Source organism: Desulfobacter curvatus DSM 3379 (genome assembly GCF_000373985.1).
Lineage (GTDB): Bacteria > Desulfobacterota > Desulfobacteria > Desulfobacterales > Desulfobacteraceae > Desulfobacter > Desulfobacter curvatus.
The window spans coordinates 1-18,701 of sequence record NZ_KB893090.1; the positions used below are offsets into that span (position 1 = coordinate 1).

General features: G+C 48.7%; 14 protein-coding genes. 9 read left to right on the plus strand and 5 right to left on the minus strand.

Annotated elements, in window-relative coordinates; genetic code table 11:
* The first annotated feature begins 267 nt into the window (after positions 1–267).
* From B147_RS29045 to lipA, 5 genes are all read left to right on the plus strand, one after another.
* Positions 268–1,614 carry a TonB-dependent receptor gene (locus B147_RS29045; RefSeq protein WP_281167906.1) on the plus strand — a complete coding sequence of 449 codons (1,347 nt, stop codon included), beginning with the start codon at positions 268–270 and terminating at the stop codon, positions 1,612–1,614.
* Positions 1,615–1,643: 29 nt separating this feature from the next.
* Complete coding sequence (locus B147_RS0120285) at positions 1,644–2,405, plus strand: DUF4198 domain-containing protein (protein ID WP_083927951.1); 762 nt, start codon at positions 1,644–1,646, stop codon at positions 2,403–2,405.
* A gap of 109 nt (positions 2,406–2,514) precedes the next feature.
* Positions 2,515–2,967 carry a hypothetical protein gene (locus tag B147_RS30585; protein WP_157237972.1) on the plus strand — a complete coding sequence of 151 codons (453 nt, stop codon included), beginning with the start codon at positions 2,515–2,517 and terminating at the stop codon, positions 2,965–2,967.
* A 322-nt stretch (positions 2,968–3,289) separates the two neighbouring features.
* Positions 3,290–3,991, plus strand: coding sequence for a lipoyl(octanoyl) transferase LipB (gene lipB, locus B147_RS0120300; RefSeq protein WP_020589040.1), 702 nt, complete (start codon positions 3,290–3,292; stop codon positions 3,989–3,991).
* Positions 3,988–4,908, plus strand: a complete 921-nt coding sequence (gene lipA / locus B147_RS0120305) for a lipoyl synthase (protein ID WP_020589041.1) — start codon at positions 3,988–3,990, stop codon at positions 4,906–4,908. The genes lipB and lipA overlap by 4 nt, the downstream gene beginning before the upstream one ends.
* 169 nt (positions 4,909–5,077) lie before the next feature.
* Here lipA and B147_RS29055 read toward each other — a convergent pair whose 3' ends face one another.
* Together B147_RS29055 and B147_RS0120315 are read right to left on the minus strand one after the other, a co-directional pair.
* Positions 5,078–5,968, minus strand: a complete 891-nt coding sequence (locus tag B147_RS29055; RefSeq protein ID WP_020589042.1) for a zinc dependent phospholipase C family protein — start codon at positions 5,966–5,968, stop codon at positions 5,078–5,080.
* A gap of 43 nt (positions 5,969–6,011) precedes the next feature.
* Entirely contained in the window at positions 6,012–7,403 is a 1,392-nt protein-coding gene (locus B147_RS0120315; RefSeq protein ID WP_026259753.1) for a phospholipase D-like domain-containing protein, read from the minus strand.
* Between the two features lie 406 nt (positions 7,404–7,809).
* On the opposite strand from B147_RS0120315, the gene bioD reads away from it, so the two are divergent.
* The 4 genes from bioD to bioB are packed head-to-tail and all read left to right on the plus strand — an operon-like array spanning position 7,810 to position 12,177.
* On the plus strand, positions 7,810–8,547 hold the full coding sequence (gene bioD, locus B147_RS0120320; protein WP_020589044.1) for a dethiobiotin synthase: 738 nt from the start codon (positions 7,810–7,812) through the stop codon (positions 8,545–8,547).
* Positions 8,544–9,836 carry an adenosylmethionine--8-amino-7-oxononanoate transaminase gene (gene bioA / locus B147_RS0120325; protein WP_020589045.1) on the plus strand — a complete coding sequence of 431 codons (1,293 nt, stop codon included), beginning with the start codon at positions 8,544–8,546 and terminating at the stop codon, positions 9,834–9,836. Before bioD ends, bioA begins: the two co-directional genes overlap by 4 nt.
* Positions 9,837–9,842: 6 nt before the next feature.
* Complete coding sequence (locus B147_RS0120330) at positions 9,843–11,186, plus strand: sodium:solute symporter family protein (RefSeq protein ID WP_020589046.1); 1,344 nt, start codon at positions 9,843–9,845, stop codon at positions 11,184–11,186.
* A gap of 7 nt (positions 11,187–11,193) precedes the next feature.
* Positions 11,194–12,177, plus strand: a complete 984-nt coding sequence (gene bioB / locus B147_RS0120335; protein ID WP_020589047.1) for a biotin synthase BioB — start codon at positions 11,194–11,196, stop codon at positions 12,175–12,177.
* Here bioB and B147_RS0120340 read toward each other — a convergent pair.
* From B147_RS0120340 to B147_RS0120350, 3 genes are read right to left on the minus strand one after another with little or no spacing between them, the layout of a single operon-like run.
* A complete protein-coding gene (locus B147_RS0120340) occupies positions 12,166–13,407 on the minus strand; it encodes a glycosyltransferase (RefSeq protein ID WP_020589048.1) in 1,242 nt (413 codons plus the stop codon). The genes bioB and B147_RS0120340 overlap by 12 nt on opposite strands.
* Positions 13,404–17,288, minus strand: coding sequence for a non-ribosomal peptide synthetase (locus tag B147_RS0120345; protein WP_020589049.1), 3,885 nt, complete (start codon positions 17,286–17,288; stop codon positions 13,404–13,406). Before B147_RS0120345 ends, B147_RS0120340 begins: the two co-directional genes overlap by 4 nt.
* The gene (locus B147_RS0120350; RefSeq protein WP_020589050.1) at positions 17,266–18,321 is read right to left on the minus strand and encodes a lysylphosphatidylglycerol synthase transmembrane domain-containing protein; all 1,056 of its coding nucleotides are present in this window, start codon (positions 18,319–18,321) and stop codon (positions 17,266–17,268) included. Before B147_RS0120350 ends, B147_RS0120345 begins: the two co-directional genes overlap by 23 nt.
* Positions 18,322–18,701: the final 380 nt, after the last annotated feature.

Here is an 18,701-nt window from a genome sequence, read left to right on the forward strand (position 1 = left end):
TCAATTCGTAGGGTGGTGAATTTACGTCTGAAAGGTCCATGCACTTTTTGGTATCGGGAAAATGCAGAAAAAATGATTATGCTACGATCATACTTTAAAGCAGGGCGTTGGGATTGTTTGAAACTCATGGCAACCACGCACAATCCAATGCCGGCGGCATGACCGGGAAAATGGGAATGCGCCCCGATTAGGCTGACCTCTGCCATCTGGGATTCGGAGAAGATTGAAGATTCTCCAGAAAGCTATCTGCGGGATGCAAACGGAAATATTGTTTATTCCGGAGCCGTGGATATTGACGGGAAAAATTATGATTTAAAAAGTGACACCTTTAAGTACCGTGAGGCCGAATACCAAGATCTGATCAACGGATTAAGCTATAAGCTGGATTCTCCTGACGGGCTGAAGGTTGATGCGTCCCTGAGCGCTTATACTACATTAAAAAATCTTTCCCGCCAGTCCTCGGACGTGGTGCCGGATTCCAAACACGGCGGTGCCGGCACTGTAACGGAAAATGATAACGGCTGGTATACTGCAGATCTTAAAGCGGCTAAAGATATCAACGGCTGGGGGGGTATGCACACCCTGGCGGCAGGCTATCATTTTGACCAGTACTACACGGACAGTGAGACCTGGAACGCGTCCGACTGGTATGATGATGTCAGAACCACCCTGGACGAAGCTTCAGAAGGAAAGACACGGACCCATGCCCTTTTTATCGAAGATACCTGGTATATAGAAGATCACTGGTCCGTTTATCTGGGCGGCCGGTATGAATGGTGGAAAGGCTTTGATGCCAGCAAATCCACCGACGGTGCTTCCGGGCGGATTACCACGAATTTGGATGACAAAAGTGAAAACGATTTTTCTCCCAAATTTTCCACCACCTATACGCCGAACAATAACTGGCAACTCAGATTTTCCATGGCCCTGGCCACCCGGTACCCGACGGTTGGCGAGATGTATTACGGCGGCATCACATCCACAGGAGAGATCAATAAAAGCAATCCCGATTTAAAACCCGAAGAAAGCTTTGCCAAGGACTTTACCATAACGCGGTTTTTGGGAAAAAGTTCTGAAGCCCGGCTGACCTTTTTTGAAGATGAAATTGATAACGCCATTTTCAAACAGACCAACAGCTACACAGACGTAAACAACTATCAAAATGTGGATGAAGTCAGAACCCGAGGCATAGAGTTGGCGTTTAACGTGCGAAGGCTGTTTATTGACGGGTTGGGACTGTTTACAAACTTGGCCTGGACCGATTCCGAAATTCTGCGTAACGACAATGTACCTGAAAGTGTGGGGAAAGACTTCCCCCGGGTGCCCGAGTGGCGGGTGAAATGTGTGCTGGATTATGCGCCGACGGACAAGTGGGCGATCACCTTTGCTGGCCATTATAGCGGTGATCAGTATTCTGAGCTGGATAACTCGGATACCAATGGCGGGTACGGCGGTGTGGACGACTTTTTGGTTTTTGATGTCAAGTTCAGCTACCATTTTACCCCGGGCTTTGACGCGACGCTGGGCGTGGACAATATCACGGACGAGGAATACTATGTTTCGCATCCCTATCCCATGCGGACTTATTTTGCAGAACTCAAATATTCATTTTAACTTTATCAAATTAATAACAAAGGATACTTATGATGAAATGTTTAAACCAGATTATTTGCATTACCATTTTTACATTTGCAGTTTGTTGCACTTCTCCGGTCCAGGCGCATGATACCCTGCTGGTTATGGATACCTATCAGGCGCCGATAAACAGCACCCCTGGCTTAAAGGTGTTCAGTACCCATCATTTCCTCCCGCCGGAAGAAGCGCTGATGAGTCCGGACAGGCTGGCGGATGTTTTTTTTATCACGCCGTCATCCCAACGGGTGTCACAGACCGCTAAACTTGGAGAGCAGGGCACATACATTTGTATGGCTGTTCCCGTTAACGGATTTGCCACCAAAACGCCGGACGGCTACCAAAGGGGCAAAAATAAAAAAGAGGTGGATCATCCTGTGCTCTGCAGCAGTTCCATAAAATATGCAAAAGCGGTGTTCACCGTGGGCCAGGCCGGCGGAGACGCATATGCCAAACCTCTGGGACAGGAGATTGAAATTATTCCTTTAAAGGACCCGGCCATCCTTAAAACCGGAGACACGCTTCCGGTCAAGGTCATGAAAGAAGGCCAGCCGGCCCGGACATATGTTTACGGTACCTATGACGCCTTTTCCGATGAGAAAGATACTTTTGCCTATACCACCCGTACGGATAAGCAGGGTGTTGCCAAAATCAAACTCATTCATGACGGCACCTGGGTGCTTATTGCCAAGATAGAAGAGCCTTTTCCGGACAGTGCCGTATGTGATGTTCAAAGATGGGCTGCTTCCCTGACCTTTCACGTGGATAAATAGATCCGGACGTTCGCGTTTTTTGTCCCCGGCCGATGCAACGGCCGGGGACTTTTATTTTAGCGGCATTCCATTAAGCCATCAAGGACATGAAAAGGATTCGGAGAAGGGTATGAGAAAAATTCAGGCATTGTTAATTATTGGGGCCATATTGGCGGCTATTGCCCCGGCATGGGGGCATGGGACAGAAGGGCTTACTGAAAAAGCCGAAGGTATCCTGATCAGTGCCGGATACGACGACGGGGAACCCATGAGTTATGCTGAGGTTGAGATTATCGGCCCGGACAGTGACACGCCTTTTCAAAAAGGCCGGACTGACCGGAACGGGATGTTCATGTTTCGGCCTGACCGGAACGGCCTGTGGCAGATCATTGTTTCGGACGGGATGGGCCATAGACTGGCTCTGGAACGGGAGATAACTGATGGCAACGGTGGCATTAAGGCGGCAACGCCGGCGGAATCCGTCTCCCGAAAAGCCTCCCGGCCCCAGGGTATCATTATGGGGATGAGCATTATATTTGGCTTATTCGGCATCGCATACGGCTGGAAGGCACGCTCCCGTTGATTCGGATATGGGCCGATGATTGATTCTTCCCTGCGTGTTTTCCCATGTCCGGGCATGCAGGGCGGCCAGGTATTTCTTGATTTGCCGGGCAATTAATGGTACCCGGAACGCATATTTTATAAGGAAGCCTGTGTAACCTGCACAGATTTTTCAAGCTTTGTTGTGGGCTATGCCTGGCAGTTGATATGTCAGGTCAGCCTATGGCTGTTTATAAGAAAGTCTCCAGCAACTAACTGGGTTCTTTCTATCTTTGTTGTGGGCCGAAGCCTGGGTGTAGATAGACCAAGGACGGCCCGTGGCCGTTATAAGGAAGGATTAGACCATGACCGGACACGCCCTTTCAATAGATGACCGATGTGCCGTATTTGAGGATCTTGGCATCCGGGACTATGTGCAGGTCCTTGATATTCAGACCGCTGCCCGGGAAGAGATGATCAAAAATCCAGGTCGTGGCGACCGGGTTCTTTTTGTCCAACACCCCGCGGTTTACACCTTAGGCAAAAGAGGGGGCCGGGAAAATCTTGTGGTGTCGGAACAGTTTCTGGCGGAAAAAGGAATTGGAATTGTTCAAACCGCCAGGGGGGGAAATATTACCTTTCATGGACCGGGCCAGGCGGTGCTCTATCCCATCATAAACCTGGGAAGATCCAGGATCGGGGTGGCTGACTTTGTCCACGGTCTTGAGGAAATTATGATGCGAACGGCCCTGTCTTTTGATGTAGATGCCCGAAGGGACCCGAAAAACCACGGTCTCTGGGTTGGGAAGAAGAAAATCGGCAGTGTGGGTATCTCGATTAAAAAAGGGGTCTCCATCCATGGCCTGGCGCTCAATGTCTGTCCGGATTTGACCCCTTTTACCTGGATTAATCCCTGCGGCCTCCAGAATTTATCCATGACTTCCCTTGAACAGGAAAATAAAACGCCTCCTTTTGACTCGAAATCATCCATGGAACGGGTCAAAGATCTGTTTTTCAAATTTTTCTGCGAAATCTTTAATTTTAATACACAAGGGCCAAACCCATGAATACACATTGCAACAGCCATACAAAAAAAACTTCTTCCGATTCCGGTGTCATCTGGAAGGGCAAGCCCAGGTGGCTGAAAAAACGCATGCCCAAAGGCGGGGATTGCCAGCGGGTTACCCGGCTTTTATCCGAAGCCGGGCTTCATACCGTCTGCCAGGAGGCGGCCTGTCCCAACATGTTTGAATGTTTTTCAAAAAACACTGCAACGTTCATGATTCTGGGATCCAACTGCACCCGGAACTGCAGGTTCTGCAATGTGACCTCAAATCCGCCGACCCAGGTTGACCAGGATGAACCCCAAAGGGTGGCTGACACCGTACTCAAACTGAAACTGAGCTACGTGGTTGTCACATCCGTTACAAGGGACGATCTTCCCGACGGCGGGGCGTCCCACTTTGCACGCGTGATCCGGGCCATTAAAAAGGCCGGTCCCGGCATTCGAGTGGAAGTTTTAATCCCGGATTTTCAGGGAGATATCGAAGCCCTTGAAACCGTAGCTAAAGCTGAACCGGACGTGATCAACCACAACATTGAGACTGTTAAAGGCCTTTATACCAGGGTCCGTCCCCAGGCCCGGTACCAGCGATCCCTTGACCTGATTCGAAATGTTACAAAGCTTTTTCCCGGCCTGCCGACCAAGTCCGGTATTATGGTGGGCCTGGGTGAGACAATCGAGGAGCTTGGGACCACTTTCCAGGACCTGTACGATCACGGTTGCAATATCCTCACCGTGGGCCAGTACCTCCAGCCCACAAGGGACCATCTTCCCGTGGAAAAATTCTACACTCCGGAAGAATTTGAACACCTTGACCGCATGGCCCGGGACATCGGATTCGAACAGGTGGCTGCCGGTCCCTTTGTCAGAAGTTCTTACAGGGCCAGGGAGCTGTTCGAAACACCCGAGACAAGAGGATAGAGAATCCCGGGGAGGGGAAGCTCCAAACAGCGGATAGTTGAGCGTGAAGATTTTTTTAAAAAGAAACTCTCTGTAACCCACAGAGATGTTTCAATGTTCGTTGTGGGCTGAACCATGGTGAAAAACCAGGTCAGCCCATGGCTGTTATAAGATATTTTTGCGGCCATTTCTACTGCTTTAAAAAGTGTTGTGCTCCTAAAGGCAGGGGGATATTTTTAATCTTCCTATCCACCCTGAACCAGGGTGGGTGAATTTGTTTCTTTTTTAATATTTTTTTCCATCCGTTTTCCCGAGTGGACAGCGCTATACTTTCGCTTCCGATGGGGTCAAAATAAAGGGCTAATGCCTGGTTGGGATTTTGAAGCAGATCAACAACAAGGCCGCAAGAATACTCTATTTGTGAGGTCAAGTAATCCTTATGGTAAGCAGGAACGATCTTTTTTGAAAATTCCAGGGATTGACTGACAGCCTGATATCCCAGAAATTTAATGGTTTGGTGAAATAGTTTTTTTTTGATAAGAAAGCTGAACGTCTTTGCTTCCATTTGTCTGCGCAGGGATATATCGGCCTCCCGGTTGGCGTGGTAGAAAAGAGTGCTTGCCTGGTGCGCAGAATGATTGACCTGGCTGTCGGCCAGCATTTCGATATAAACGTGGCTTAAACGTCCCCCTTTGAACGTTTTGTTCATCAAGTTGGGAACATAATAATTATGAGCAGCAATATCAGCGGCCAGATGAGAAAGATAACCTAATGAGTACGCTTGGAGATACGGATTATCGGCGGCGTCTAAAAGATTCAGCCCGGTTTTCCAGTTATGGCTGTGCAAGGGTTTTGGCCTACTCCCCTTACCGATGAATATGTCTGCACTCAGACATCCGTATAAAAAGGCGGTTGATTCCATAATCAGGAGTCGGGCTACAGCAAGTGGGAGTAACTCAATATTGTTCAAGATGGCATTCCCTATAGCCATATGTATACCCGGCCCCCATGCCAGACAAACAGAGGTAAATCCAAAAACAGCTATGAAGGTGAAAATTAATATCAATACAATTTTTTTCATGGTTTATATATGCCTATTTTACCAGTGGCAGAAAATTTTTTATTTAAAGTAACGGGGCAACCAAGCGGGCAATACCCTCAACCGTGTCCCTGGCAATACCCACCGGCTGCATGCCTTCACTACCTTGTTTAATAAGGCCCTGCACCCATTTGTGAACCGCGATTACATCTGGTTCCGAGTAAGCCAGCATTACGATTTCATAGTTCAAAAAAAGGCTGCGCATATCCATATTGGCCGATCCTACAACAGCCTGACTCTCATCTATGAGGATTACCTTGGCATGAACCATGTGCGGATATTTAATGATTTTACCTCCATATTTTTCCAACTCACGCAGATGAGTTCCGCGGGCAAGATCTGCCAGTAGATGGTTGGATCTTAACGGAACCACCACGCGCACATCAACGCCCCTCAGAGCAGCAAGGCGCAAAGCCTGAGATAGTGTTTGGTCGGGGATATAATAGGGCGTGACAACCCAGAATCTTTTTTTCGCGGCAAAAACTGCAGTCAGCAGAGCATCGTAAATTGGATCTCCCGGAACGTCCGGTCCGGATGGGATCACCTGCACGACGCCTTGCCCTGTTACGTCTGAGTCATTAAGGCTGGGCGGTATGATATTTATTTTTTCCCCATAGGCAAACAGCCAGTCAGATTGAAAAACCTCAAGATAGTGGCGCACCGCGGGCCCAGTCAGGACAAACGAAAGATCAGTCCAGCGATCTTCACTAGGGTAAGGGCCAATGTATTCGTCGGCAATATTGGTACCACCGGCCAGAACCACTTTCTGATCGGCAATGGCTATTTTGCGGTGGTTGCGTAGGTTTGCTTTGCCGTGGAAGGGGGCCCGGAACAAGGGCATGAAATAGGCTACTTTTCCCCCGTTATTCAATAAGCTGCTCAAAAAATTTCGGGTGGTGAACATGGAACCGATGTCGTCAAGCAGAAGGCGGATGGTCACGCCTTGGGCACTTTTTTGGGAAAGCCTTTCTACAATATCCCTTCCCACCTGGTCACGGGAGAGAATAAACGTAGTGATCAGTATCTGATGTTCAGCGTCTTCAATAAGTTGAACTAGTGCATTGTATACGTCAATTCCGGTAGGACATAACCGGACTTTGTTGCCACTGGTTGCCCCTGGTATGCCGTATCCACGCAACAAAGCGTCAATAGGGTCTGCGTCCTGTGCAGAAACGGTTTCCTGTCCCTCCAAATGTATGGCTTTTTTTTTGTGTGCATCCCGTTTAAGTTTTCGGCCGCCGAAAATAAGATACAATGGCACTCCAAGGTAAGGTGCAAACAATATGACCATCAGCCAGGCAAACGCTGCTGAAGGGCTCCGTTGCCTGCGCAATATAGACATCACTAACGTTACCGCAAGAACAAAACCAATAACAACAGCTAAATGACCAATTAAAAAATTCCATTTTAAGAGCATGTCAAATTTTTTCCGAATAGGCAAAATATGAGAAAATAGGCTCACCGCAGATTCAAAAATAACAAATTAATCCAAATCATTCACCTCATTTGTTTTAATTTTAATATTGGCTCATGTTAGCTTTTAAGCCTTGTATATATGATTTAGGAGCGGTTGAATTTGTCGTGCCAACAATTTAAGCATAAGAAATTCAATTTCAGATACAAAAATACGCCTTATGTATCCTAATTGATGAATAGCTATTTTGATAAATCCGTTCTCCCGGACGCCGTTTATTGCTTTGACTGGGACTTGCCATTTTTATTCCCTTACGTAATTTTCGAGAATTTTCTTGACGAGCGTATGGTTAACTATTATTTGTTGCCTTGGTTAACGACTTTAGGGCGGAGGTTACATAGGCGGACAGATGAACGGATTTTTTGTTGCGGGAACAGATACGGATGCGGGTAAAACTATTGTTACTGCCGCTTTGGTGCGTCAAATGCGAATGCAGGGCATAGATGCCGTGCCAATGAAAGTGATTCAGACCGGGGGCGGATATACCGAAGACGGATACCCGATTTCCCCGGATTTTGAAGTCTATTGCAGCGCCTCATCCTTTATCCGGGATGGGGATGAAATAGAAGATATGGTGCCCTTGTCATTCTCCGCGCCCTGTTCTCCCCATCTGGCCGCCCGGATGGACGGGACCGCGTGTGAAATCGGACCGATCCTGGCGGCACTGAAACGACTCTGCGTCACACATGATCTGGTCATTGCCGAAGGGGTGGGGGGAATCAATGTTCCCCTGTCGGACAGGCTTACAAGCCTTGCCCTCATAAAAGAAATGGGGTTGCCCCTTATTCTGGTCATTCGAAACGTTTTAGGGTGCGTTAACCACGCCATCAATACCATCCAGGTACTCAGATCACATAACATTCAAATCAGGGGGGCGATTATGACTGAGACAACTTCCCCACAAGATTGCGATACATTTATTCTTGAGGATAATCCCCGGATTATCCGTCAACTCGGCGACATTCCCATTTTGGGCAGCATCCCCTTTATCCACGGGGTTCAGTCCGGCACTGAACCATTTTGGGCCGCCCTGGATGTTTACATGCACGGTATTGCTGACGCACTTTTAACTGGCGGGAAAAAATGAACAAAACTGAAGCATATCTGGCCGTTGACAAAAAACATATCTGGCATCCCTATACCTCCATGACCGATCCCATGGGCGTTTATATGGTAAAAAAGGCTGAAGGGGTTCATATTCACCTTGCCGACGGCAGGGTTTTAACCGACGGCATGTCTTCATGGTGGGCGGCCATTCATGGGTATAACCACCCCGTGCTGAATCAGGCCATCCATGAACAAACGCAAAATATGAGCCATGTCATGTTCGGCGGTCTGACCCATGAGCCGGCCTGCACCCTGGCAGAAAAGCTGATATCCGTTGTCCCCCAGGGACTTGGACATATCTTTTTTTCAGATTCCGGATCCGTTGCGGTTGAGGTGGCCATCAAAATGGCCATCCAGTATCAGTACGCCCTGGGCAAACCCGGGAAAAAGAAATTGCTCACGGTAAAGAAGGGTTATCACGGTGATACATTTGCCGCCATGGGCGTGTGCGATCCGGTTCAGGGCATGCACGGCCTGTTCAAGGGCATACTTCCCGAAGCGATTTTCGCCCAAGCCCCCCAATGCTCTTTTTTCCATGCCTGGGACGAAGCAGACACGGCCGAGATAGAATCGCTCATGGCCGAGCGTCATGGGGAGATTGCCGCCGTCATACTTGAGCCGGTTGTCCAGGGGGCAGGGGGGATGCGCTTTTATCATCCCAATTACCTCAAACAGCTTGGTTCCCTGTGCCGGCGGTATGATATTCTGCTTATATTTGATGAAATCGCCACGGGGTTCGGCCGTACCGGAAAACTGTTTGCCGCCCGGTGGGCCGGTATTTGCCCTGATATCATGTGCATTGGAAAGGCATTGACCGGCGGGTACATCAGTTTTGCGGCAACCCTTGCAACCCCGAAGGTGGCCCGGGGTATATCGTCGGACGGTGGGGTTTTCATGCATGGACCGACCTATATGGGAAATCCTTTGGCCTGCGCGGTTGCCAATGCCGGCCTCGACCTGTTGATGACCGGGGAATGGCAGACACAGGTTGCGGCCATCCAGCGCCTGCTGGACGAGCATCTTTCGCCGGCCCGGATTTTAACGGGGGTCAAGGATGTGAGGGTTCTGGGGGCAATCGGGGTGATCGAACTGGAAGAGGCGGTGGATATGCCGGTTATCCAGGAGATGTTTGTTCGGGCCGGTGTCTGGATACGTCCTTTTGGCAGGCTGGTCTATACCATGCCCCCCTATGTCTGCAAAAAAGAGGATGTGGTGAAAATTGCAAAGACCATGTGTGAGGTTGTTAAGGCATATTTGAAAAGGAGGTAAGAAGGGATGGTTTTCCTGATTTTGTACGTTGTGGTGCTCTTGGGCTTTGGTATTTTTGAATTTAAGAAAATAAAAAATTTTGATGATTTCATTATCTCCGGCAGGACCCAGGGGACCGGGGCCATTGCATACTCCATCCTGGCTACCTGTATCGGGGCATCTGCGACCCTGGGCGTTGTCTCTACGGCCCGGCGTATTGGATTCCCCGCTTTTTGGTGGCTGGGGGCAGGAGCTGTGGGCCTTTTGCTCCAGTCCATTTTTTTATCCCGGAAGGTCAGGTCGGTGGGGGCCTATACCCTGCCGGACCTGACCGAAAAATTGATGGGCAGGGATGCCCGGTTTTTGACATCCATCATTGTGGTGATCGCCTGGACCGGTATTATTGCCGCACAATTTGTTGCCGGGGCAAAACTTTTGTCGGCCTTCGGGGACATTGATCCCAGGGTTTCCATCATGGTAACGGCCCTGGTGATTGTGGCGTATTCGGCCATGGGCGGGCAGTCGTCGGTGATGAAAACCGACAGGGTGCAATTTGCCCTTTTAGGGGGCGCACTTCTTTTTACCCTGGGCTATCTCTATTCCAGCCACCCGGTGCCCCTGGCAGATATCCGGTTCGATTTGACCAATGCAGGGTTCACCCCTGAAAATCTGGTGTACTACCTGTTCGTTGTCGGCGGCAGTTATTTTGTCTGTCCCTTGCTTTTTTCGCGCATTCTTACGGCTCGGGATGCCCGAACCGCCCGGAAGGCATCGTTTCTGTCGGCCCTGGGACTTGTTGCTGTAAGCGTTGTCATTACGCTGATCGGCATCTGGGCTTCTTTTAATATTGACCCTTCCTACGATAAAGACATCCTTGGCTATATTATCACAGAGAAATTGCCTGCCGCAGGCGGCATCGCGTTGCTGATCGGCCTTGTCTCCGCAATCATATCCTCGGCCGACACCTGCCTTTTTGCCGTCGCAAGCATCGTTGAGTACGATATCCTGAAGCAGGAACGGGTCCGGACCACAAGGCTTGTGATCGGTATTATCGGCCTTTTTTCCGCGCTTCTTGCCATGAAGAATCCAGATATCATTTCCCTGCTCATTCAGGCATATGCCGTGTTTACTGCCGGTGTTGTTCCGCCGGTGGCCGTTGCCCTGATCATGTGGAAAAAGCGGACTATTCATCTTTATTGGCGTCGTTCGGCCATCATCGTCGGCGGAATTTTGGGGCTTGGTGCCAACCTCATGGGAATGGACATGCTGGCAGTTGCCGGAATGGCAGTTTCCACAGCACTTTCCATTGCCGGACTCTATGTTCCCCAACAGTCTGTAACAGCCTGCCAAAATGAATCCTCAATATCATAGGAAAAAGATGCAATACTCTATTGAGTCATATATTGATATCGCAAAAACCATTATTGAGGGGCAACGCCCCGGAAATAATGTTTATCGCCACCTGGCATTGACCGGGGATAAGGATGTGTTCGCGTTGATGGCTGGTGCGGATCTTATCCGGGACGTCTTTTTTAAACGTGAAATTCACCTATGTGCAATTTGTAACGGAAAATCAGGTATGTGCAGTGAAGACTGTAAATTCTGCTCCCAATCAAAATTTCATACTTCGGATATTGAGATTTATCCCCTGATGCCCAACGCTGAACTTCAGAAAGGGGCATACGAACTTATGGATACAGATGTTCATCGCTATTCCATTGTGACCACCGGCAAAGGGCTTGCTGAAAATGAGGTTCGACAGGTGGCTGATGCCTTAGCTGACCTGCCGTCAAAGGAATTGTCCTATTGCGTTTCTTTGGGCATCTTGGATGATACGGATATGGATTATTTGAAAGACCATGGAATAGGCCGTTATCATCATAACTTAGAAACCTGCCGAAGTCATTTTGATGCTGTCTGCACCTCCCATACCTACGATGACCGGATCAATACGATTAAGAAAGCAAAGAAAGCCGGATTGTCTGTTTGTTCGGGCGGCATTTTCGGTGTGGGGGAAAGCATGGCGCAGGTCCTTGAGCTGGCGTTTGAGTTAAGGGAACTTCAGGTGGATGCTGTTCCGATCAATTTTTTAACCCCCATACCAGGCACTTTTTTTGAGGGGAAAAATAATCTGACACCGTTAACATGTCTGAAAATAATATCCATTATGCGATATGTGCTGCCCAAGACGGACATCATTATTTGCGGCGGAAGAATACAAAATTTGAAAATGCTTCACCCCCTTGTCTTCCAGGCCGGGGCGAACGGCATTATGACAGGCAATTATTTGACCACAAAAGGCAATCAGCTTCAAGAAGATCTTGAAATGATCCATCAGCTGGGATTTAAATCAAGGCCTTGATTTTAATAAAATATTTACCGCATTTTCAACGCCGTTTTCCGTGTTCAGCGCAAAGCTGAGCTGATTCAGTCTTTCATGTATGATTTTGTCATGCAGCACCTTGTCGATCCAGTATGCCATGGTTTGAGGGGTTAACGCCTTTTTGGACAGGCGCGGCGGTCCTGCTTCAAGTCTTTCCAGCCTGTCGGCCCAGAATCTCTGGTCAAAAAAGAACGGAATGATAATTGATGGGATACCTGCTCTGAGTGCCGCACCTGTGGTTCCGGCACCGCCGTGGTGGACCACGGCGGAGACCCTTGGAAAAAGCCAGGGATGTGGGATGCTTTTTGCCACGTAAAGATCGCGGCAGGCCGGTTCACTATAGGTTTCTTTGCTCCAGCCCGTTAAAAGGACCACCCGGTGGCCTGCCTGGAGGAGACCCTGTACGACTTTTTTGATAATGATCTTAACATCCGGGTCATTCATGGAGCCAAACCCGACACATACCGGTGCCGGACCCTGGCTGAGAAACGTTTGCAGGTCTTTGGGGGGAACCCAGTCCCGGGGGGGATCCAGAAACCAGTACCCGGTGATGTGCATGGTGTCTGACCAGTCGGAAGGCTTTGGAAGGACACAAGAGCTAAAACCATGGAAAACGGGGATATTTTCAGAATATACCTCCTGGAAAAATTCCTGGAAAGACGCTTTTCCTCTCAACTGATCGCTGTTGTTTAAAAAAAGCGCCATGCATTTTTCAACAACCCTGTAGCTTGCGGCATTGAGCATTTTGGGAACATGGATGTTTGAGGGGATGACAGGGCTTGGGAATACGTTGGTCCGTCCCAGGGGCTGAAGGCAGATTGGAAAGGCTTTAATACCTGTTTGCTTTGCAAAATGATGGGCCGGCAGACCCAACATGTTGTAAAGAATTAAATCCGCATCCTGGCAGGCATGGCGGATATCTGTGACAATGCTTTCCAGGATCGGTGCGATATGTTTTTTTTTTAATCTGAAAAAGCGCAAAGGATCCATAGATTTGGATGGATAAATGCTGTTGGGGGTGCCGGCCAGAGACTGCCTTAACATGGTTCGAATGGGGAAAAAATCTATGCCCCGTTTTAGGACGTCAGCTTCAAAAACAGGGTTGGCTGCAAGGCATACCCTGCATCCGGCCTTTTTTAATCCAAGTCCCAGGGCAAGGGCAGGATAGGCGTCTCCACTGGAGCCCAACGCCACAATTGTAATATTCATTTGTATCCGCCTTTTTTGGGGTCAAGGCCGGCAAGGCATTGCTTGAGTCTGTCGGCCAGTGTGGCCACATGGGGGGCTTTCATGAAACTGTCATGGTTGCCCGGAAGCATGTGCACCTCAAACGGGCCCTTTGCATGTCTGCGCCATGTCCTGTGGGTGCCTAAGAATTTGGATATGGCCCACTTGCCCTGGAAATAATCAATTCTGCCCTTGTAGCCCCGGGGGCGGTACCCCACCAGCGCTTCCAAATGATATTGGAGGCCCCTGTCAAGGAAAACAGCACGCAGGATTTCTAAAATATTTGAGGCGGCTTTTTTTTCAGAGTCGGGCAGCAGGTGTAACACCAGGAATCTGACTTTCTTGGTCATAAGACGGGCCAATCGACGATAGCTGTAAGGCGCTCCGATCATCACCAGAAAATCTACTTCTTTGCCTTGTTCTTTGAGGAGACGGGCTGTTTCATAGGCCATCAGACCACCGGCACTGTACCCGCCAAGCCTGTACGGGCCGTTGGGGAACTGATTGAAAATTTGGATTGCATACTGTTTTGCCAAAGGTTCTACCCCCATTGCCGTTCCGTTATCATTGGGCTGGATCATGAAAAAGGGTTGGTCCGCTCCAAGGTGGCAGGACAACTGGCGCAGCTTGACCACATCTCCATAGCCTGCGGTAATACAGAAAAACGGCGGTTTTGTGCCGCCCTTTGCAATGGGAACAATCAGTTGGCGGTGTGCCGGGCCCGTTCGGCCTGATAACAGTTTTGCCAGGGTGTGGACCGTTCTGTTGTCCATAATTTCGGAAAATAACAGCCGGTGGTTAAACGTCCTTTCCAGGAGATTGATAAATCTTACGGCAGCAAGGGAATCCATACCGGATTCAAAAAAATCGTCATGGGCGCCTAAAGATATGGAATTGCCGTCCATGGCCTTGGAAAAAAGGGCCATCAGCTTTTTTTCTGTGTCATTGCCGGGAAGATCCCCGGCATTTGGGGACTGTCCGACCTGGGTATCCATACCTTCCAGCAGGCGGCGGTCTACTTTACCGCTTGGCGTATAGGGCATTTCGTCCATAGGGATGAATTGGGACGGGATCATGTAGTCGGGCAGGCTTTGTCCGGCAAACTGTCTGATTTTAACCGCAAGGGATTGGGCTGTTGAGGCCTTGGGGCTTGAGAAAAATGCGACAAGATACCTGTCCGATGACGGCCCGGTTTTGGGGATAACAGCAATTTGGGATACTTCGGGGTGGCGTGCTATCACCTTTTCAACCTCTTCCGGCTCAATTCGGAATCCTCTTATTTTGACCTGGTGGTCAAACCGGCCCATGAACATGAGGGTTGAATCGGTTAAAAATCTTACCATGTCCCCGGTTCGGTAAAGCCGTTTGTGTCCGGTGCGTTCTTTGAATGGATTTTCAATGAATCTTTCCCGGGTAAGCTCGGGCCGGTTCAGGTAGCCCTTTGCCACGCCGGCGCCCCCAATGTACAACTGTCCGGGCACGCCAAGGGGGACCGGCGCAAGGTTTTTGTCCAGGACATAGAGGCTTGTATTGTCAATGGGTTGGCCTATGGGCAGTTGGTCTGTGTCTTCATCTTTGCAGACCCAGGCGGACGCACAGACGGTGGTTTCGGTCGGGCCGTAGGCGTTAATAAATCGGCGTCCGTTTCCCCATTTTTTCAATAGCCTTGAAGGGCAGGGCTCTCCTGCGGTGATCAGGGTGGTTAGGTCGGGCAGAGGCACCGGATCCATGACGGCAAGCGCAGACGGGGGCAGCGTCACATGGGTGATTTTCCGGTTTTTAAGGGTGGACAGCAGTGGGGGGCCCGGCATTAATTTGTCTTTTTCGGCCAGAACCAGGGTTGCCCCGGCCGAAAGAGCGGTAAAAATTTCTGAAACAGAGGCATCAAAATTCAGGGAGGCGAACTGCAGAACCCTGCTGTCATGGGTGATGTCAAATATTTTATTTTGGGCGGCCACAAGGTTGACAAGCCCGCCGTGGGTGCACATGACCCCTTTGGGCTGTCCGGTTGTGCCTGAGGTGTAGATGACATAGGCCAGACTGCTGGCGTTTACGGTTACTTTTGATTTTTCAACTGCCTGATCATCATAGGGAAAATTGTCCAGGGCAATAATGCTGGCCGTTTTGTTCCCGGCCAGCCTTGATGCAAATTTATTCAGGGTTAAGATAATAGAGGTACCCGAGTCCTCAATCATGAATTTTATTCTTTCTTGGGGATAATCCGGATCTAAGGGTACATAAGCCCCGCCCGCCTTTAATATGGAAAGGATGCCTACCACCATTTCAATGGATTTGTCGACGAAGACACCTACAATGGTCTCAGGGCCTTGAAGCAAAGGCCTCAAATAGGATGCAAGGCGGTCAGACCTGTCATTAATGCTGTGATAGGAGATTTGCTGACAGCCCAGTTGAACGGCGGCATGGTTCGGATAGGTCCTGACCGCTTCCGCCAACTTCTGGCAGATGGTTGTACACGAGCCGGGAAGGCTTTGGGGCTGGCGGTTGAATTCCACCAGAAGTTTTTTTGATTCCGTGGCGGGCAGGATACTGAGTTGGCGTAAAGGGATGTCAGGCTTGTTTAAGAGTTGTTGGAGCATGTATCGCACCCGTTCCATTAAAAATTCAATCTCATGGGGTTTATATGCGGCCAGATTATAGTAAAACTCAAGTTTTACGCCGAGTTCTTTCTGGTACTCTTTTATGGCCAGGCTCAAAGGGGTCTGGTCCCAGCCGTTGTGCATGGTGTTGACCTCAAACCCGGTGCCGTTATAATCCATCACACTGTAGTTAAATTTCTCGTAGGACAGACTTACATCAAAAAGCTGATCTCTTCCGCTCCTTTTGAGGTTTATGGCCCGGTTGATTTCACCTAAAGGAAATCTTTGGTGTGGAAAAGATTCTTTTAATTGCGTCTTCAGCAGTTCAAAAAAGGCTTGAATATCAATGTCCAACCCAAAATCAAGGCAGACCGGAACCACATTGACAAAGGGGCCCATGGTCTCCATGAATTCAGGTGTCGGGCGGTTGAGTAGTGGTATGGAAAAAACAAACTGCTTGATATCAGTCGTTCGCAGAAAATAGGTATACAATACCGCAGCCATGAGAAAAAAAACATTTCCCTGGTGTTGTTTTGAATATTTGATCAGCTGATCATAGAAATCAGGGGGGAACCAGATATGGGAAAAGGCACTGGGTGTGGCTGTTGTCCCGTACCCTGCTGCGTATCGGCGGGAAATCATCGGCCTTGGGATCGTTTCAAATTTTTCAGACCAGTACGCTTTTGCCTGGCTGAACGCATCGGATGACCTGTACGCTAAATCATTTGTAATAAAATCAACATATGATGGTTGGCTGCCGGGCTCTTCCGAACCATTTATGAGGGCGTTATAGTTTTCAAGCAACCGCTGTTTGAGAAGGGCAAAACAGTATCCGTCCATTGTCAGGTGATGGGCGCACATCGCATAATAAAAACTTTCTTCAGATGTCTTTAAAAGAAAATACCTGGATAGCTGGGCATCATAGATTTCAAAGGGTTTGCAGAACTCTTTTTGCCACCACTGCATGGCCGCTTTATCCGGATCTGCATGGTGTGAAAAATCCTTTAAGACCATTTCTCTGGCCGTATCGGAAAAACTGAGGCTGGGCAGGCCCTCTCCCTTGTGAAAGACCATTCTGAAAGCGTCGTTTTGCCGGATCACCCGGTGTTGGGTTTCAATGTAAATGTCAACGTCAATATATCCGTTGATTTTGAAATTTCCGCCAATATTATACAGAGGAATTTCATTATGGATCATCTGGGAAAGCCAGATATCTTCTTGAATCAGGGAGAGAGGGTAGACGTTAGCGCACGTTTTGACCGGCATTTTTTATTCCTTTTAACAACGTAAGTATCGGCGTTTTATCCAGCCATAGATAGAACAGTCCGGGAAGTGTATTTGATATAAACATTGCCCCATGCATGACAATGGCGGCATAGAGTGCGGATTGGACAGGAACACCGTAAAAAGAGAGAACCGTTACCGTGGCCGCATGATAAGGCCCGACATTGGCCGGCGCCGGAATGCCCATGGAAAAGGCCTGTGCCAGAAGAATCAGCAAAGAAGGTAAAATGCCTGTAAACTCCAGTCCCAGCGCTTTGAGCAATATACATACGTTTACCCCGCAAAGCAGCCAGAAAACAAGACTCAACAAAAGCCCCAAACAGACATACCCGGTAAAATTAAGGCATATCAATCCTTGGCGAAATTGGATGGCAGCCTTTTGGGTCCCGGGCTTGAACCGGCCGGGTATAGGTAGAAGCAAAAAGAGTACAAGCCTGTCCATGGCTTTTGGGCTTTTCGTGAACCCAAACAGGATAATCACAAGAAGTGTTAAAAAGACACCGGCCGTTCCGGCCGTTTGGGAAATGGATTGAAAGTATTCAGCCCCTGTCCGGGGGATGTTTCGTATGAGCAGAATCAAAAGTCCAAGGAAAATAAGCATGATGCTGTCAAATATCCTGACCAGAGTAACGGTCCCAAGCGCCGTACTGAAACTTTCATTTTCCTTTTTTCCGAGAAGAAAGGCCTGTACAAGGCCGCCTGCCCTTGCCGGAATAACCATGTTGAAAAGTCCGCCGACAAATAAGGAAAGGCACATGTTGAAATATGAAAACCTACGGTTCATCGGCTTGAAAAGAATGGCCCATTTATAAACACGAAAGTACAAAATGAAGATGTTAAATACGAAAGATAAGCTGATCAGGGGCCAGTCAATACGGTGAAATGCTTTTGGCATTTCTGAAAAATCGTGTCGCAAAAAAGCATAGATAACGAATCCTGATAATATGAAAGGCCAGATCCAGGCAATGCTTATTTTTTTGAATTTGCCTTTTTTATTAAATAAATTTGCCTGCATTATTTGTCACATCCCGATGTCAGGGATTAAAAAACGGCCTGGTTCATCTTTGTTTGAATATATGGTACAATTCGCGGCGTTTCGGGTGTTCCGAAATTGCCCACAACAAAGATCGAAAATCCTCTTTTTTCTGAGGATTTTCTTGTAAAAAAACGGGGTTAAAAACAGTATTAAGCTTTCCAACCGAAAGCGGCAATTAGTATAGCACAGAAAATCTTAAAGCGAATTCTACGATAACAAGGAGTAAGCCGTCAACTGATCGTCGGTTATTTCGCAAAAAAGTGTTTTGGCCGATGAAGCATCTGTTTGTATAAACGGCCACAGGCCGTCCTTGGTCTATCTGCGCCCAGGCTTCGGCCCACAACAAAGATAGAAAGAAT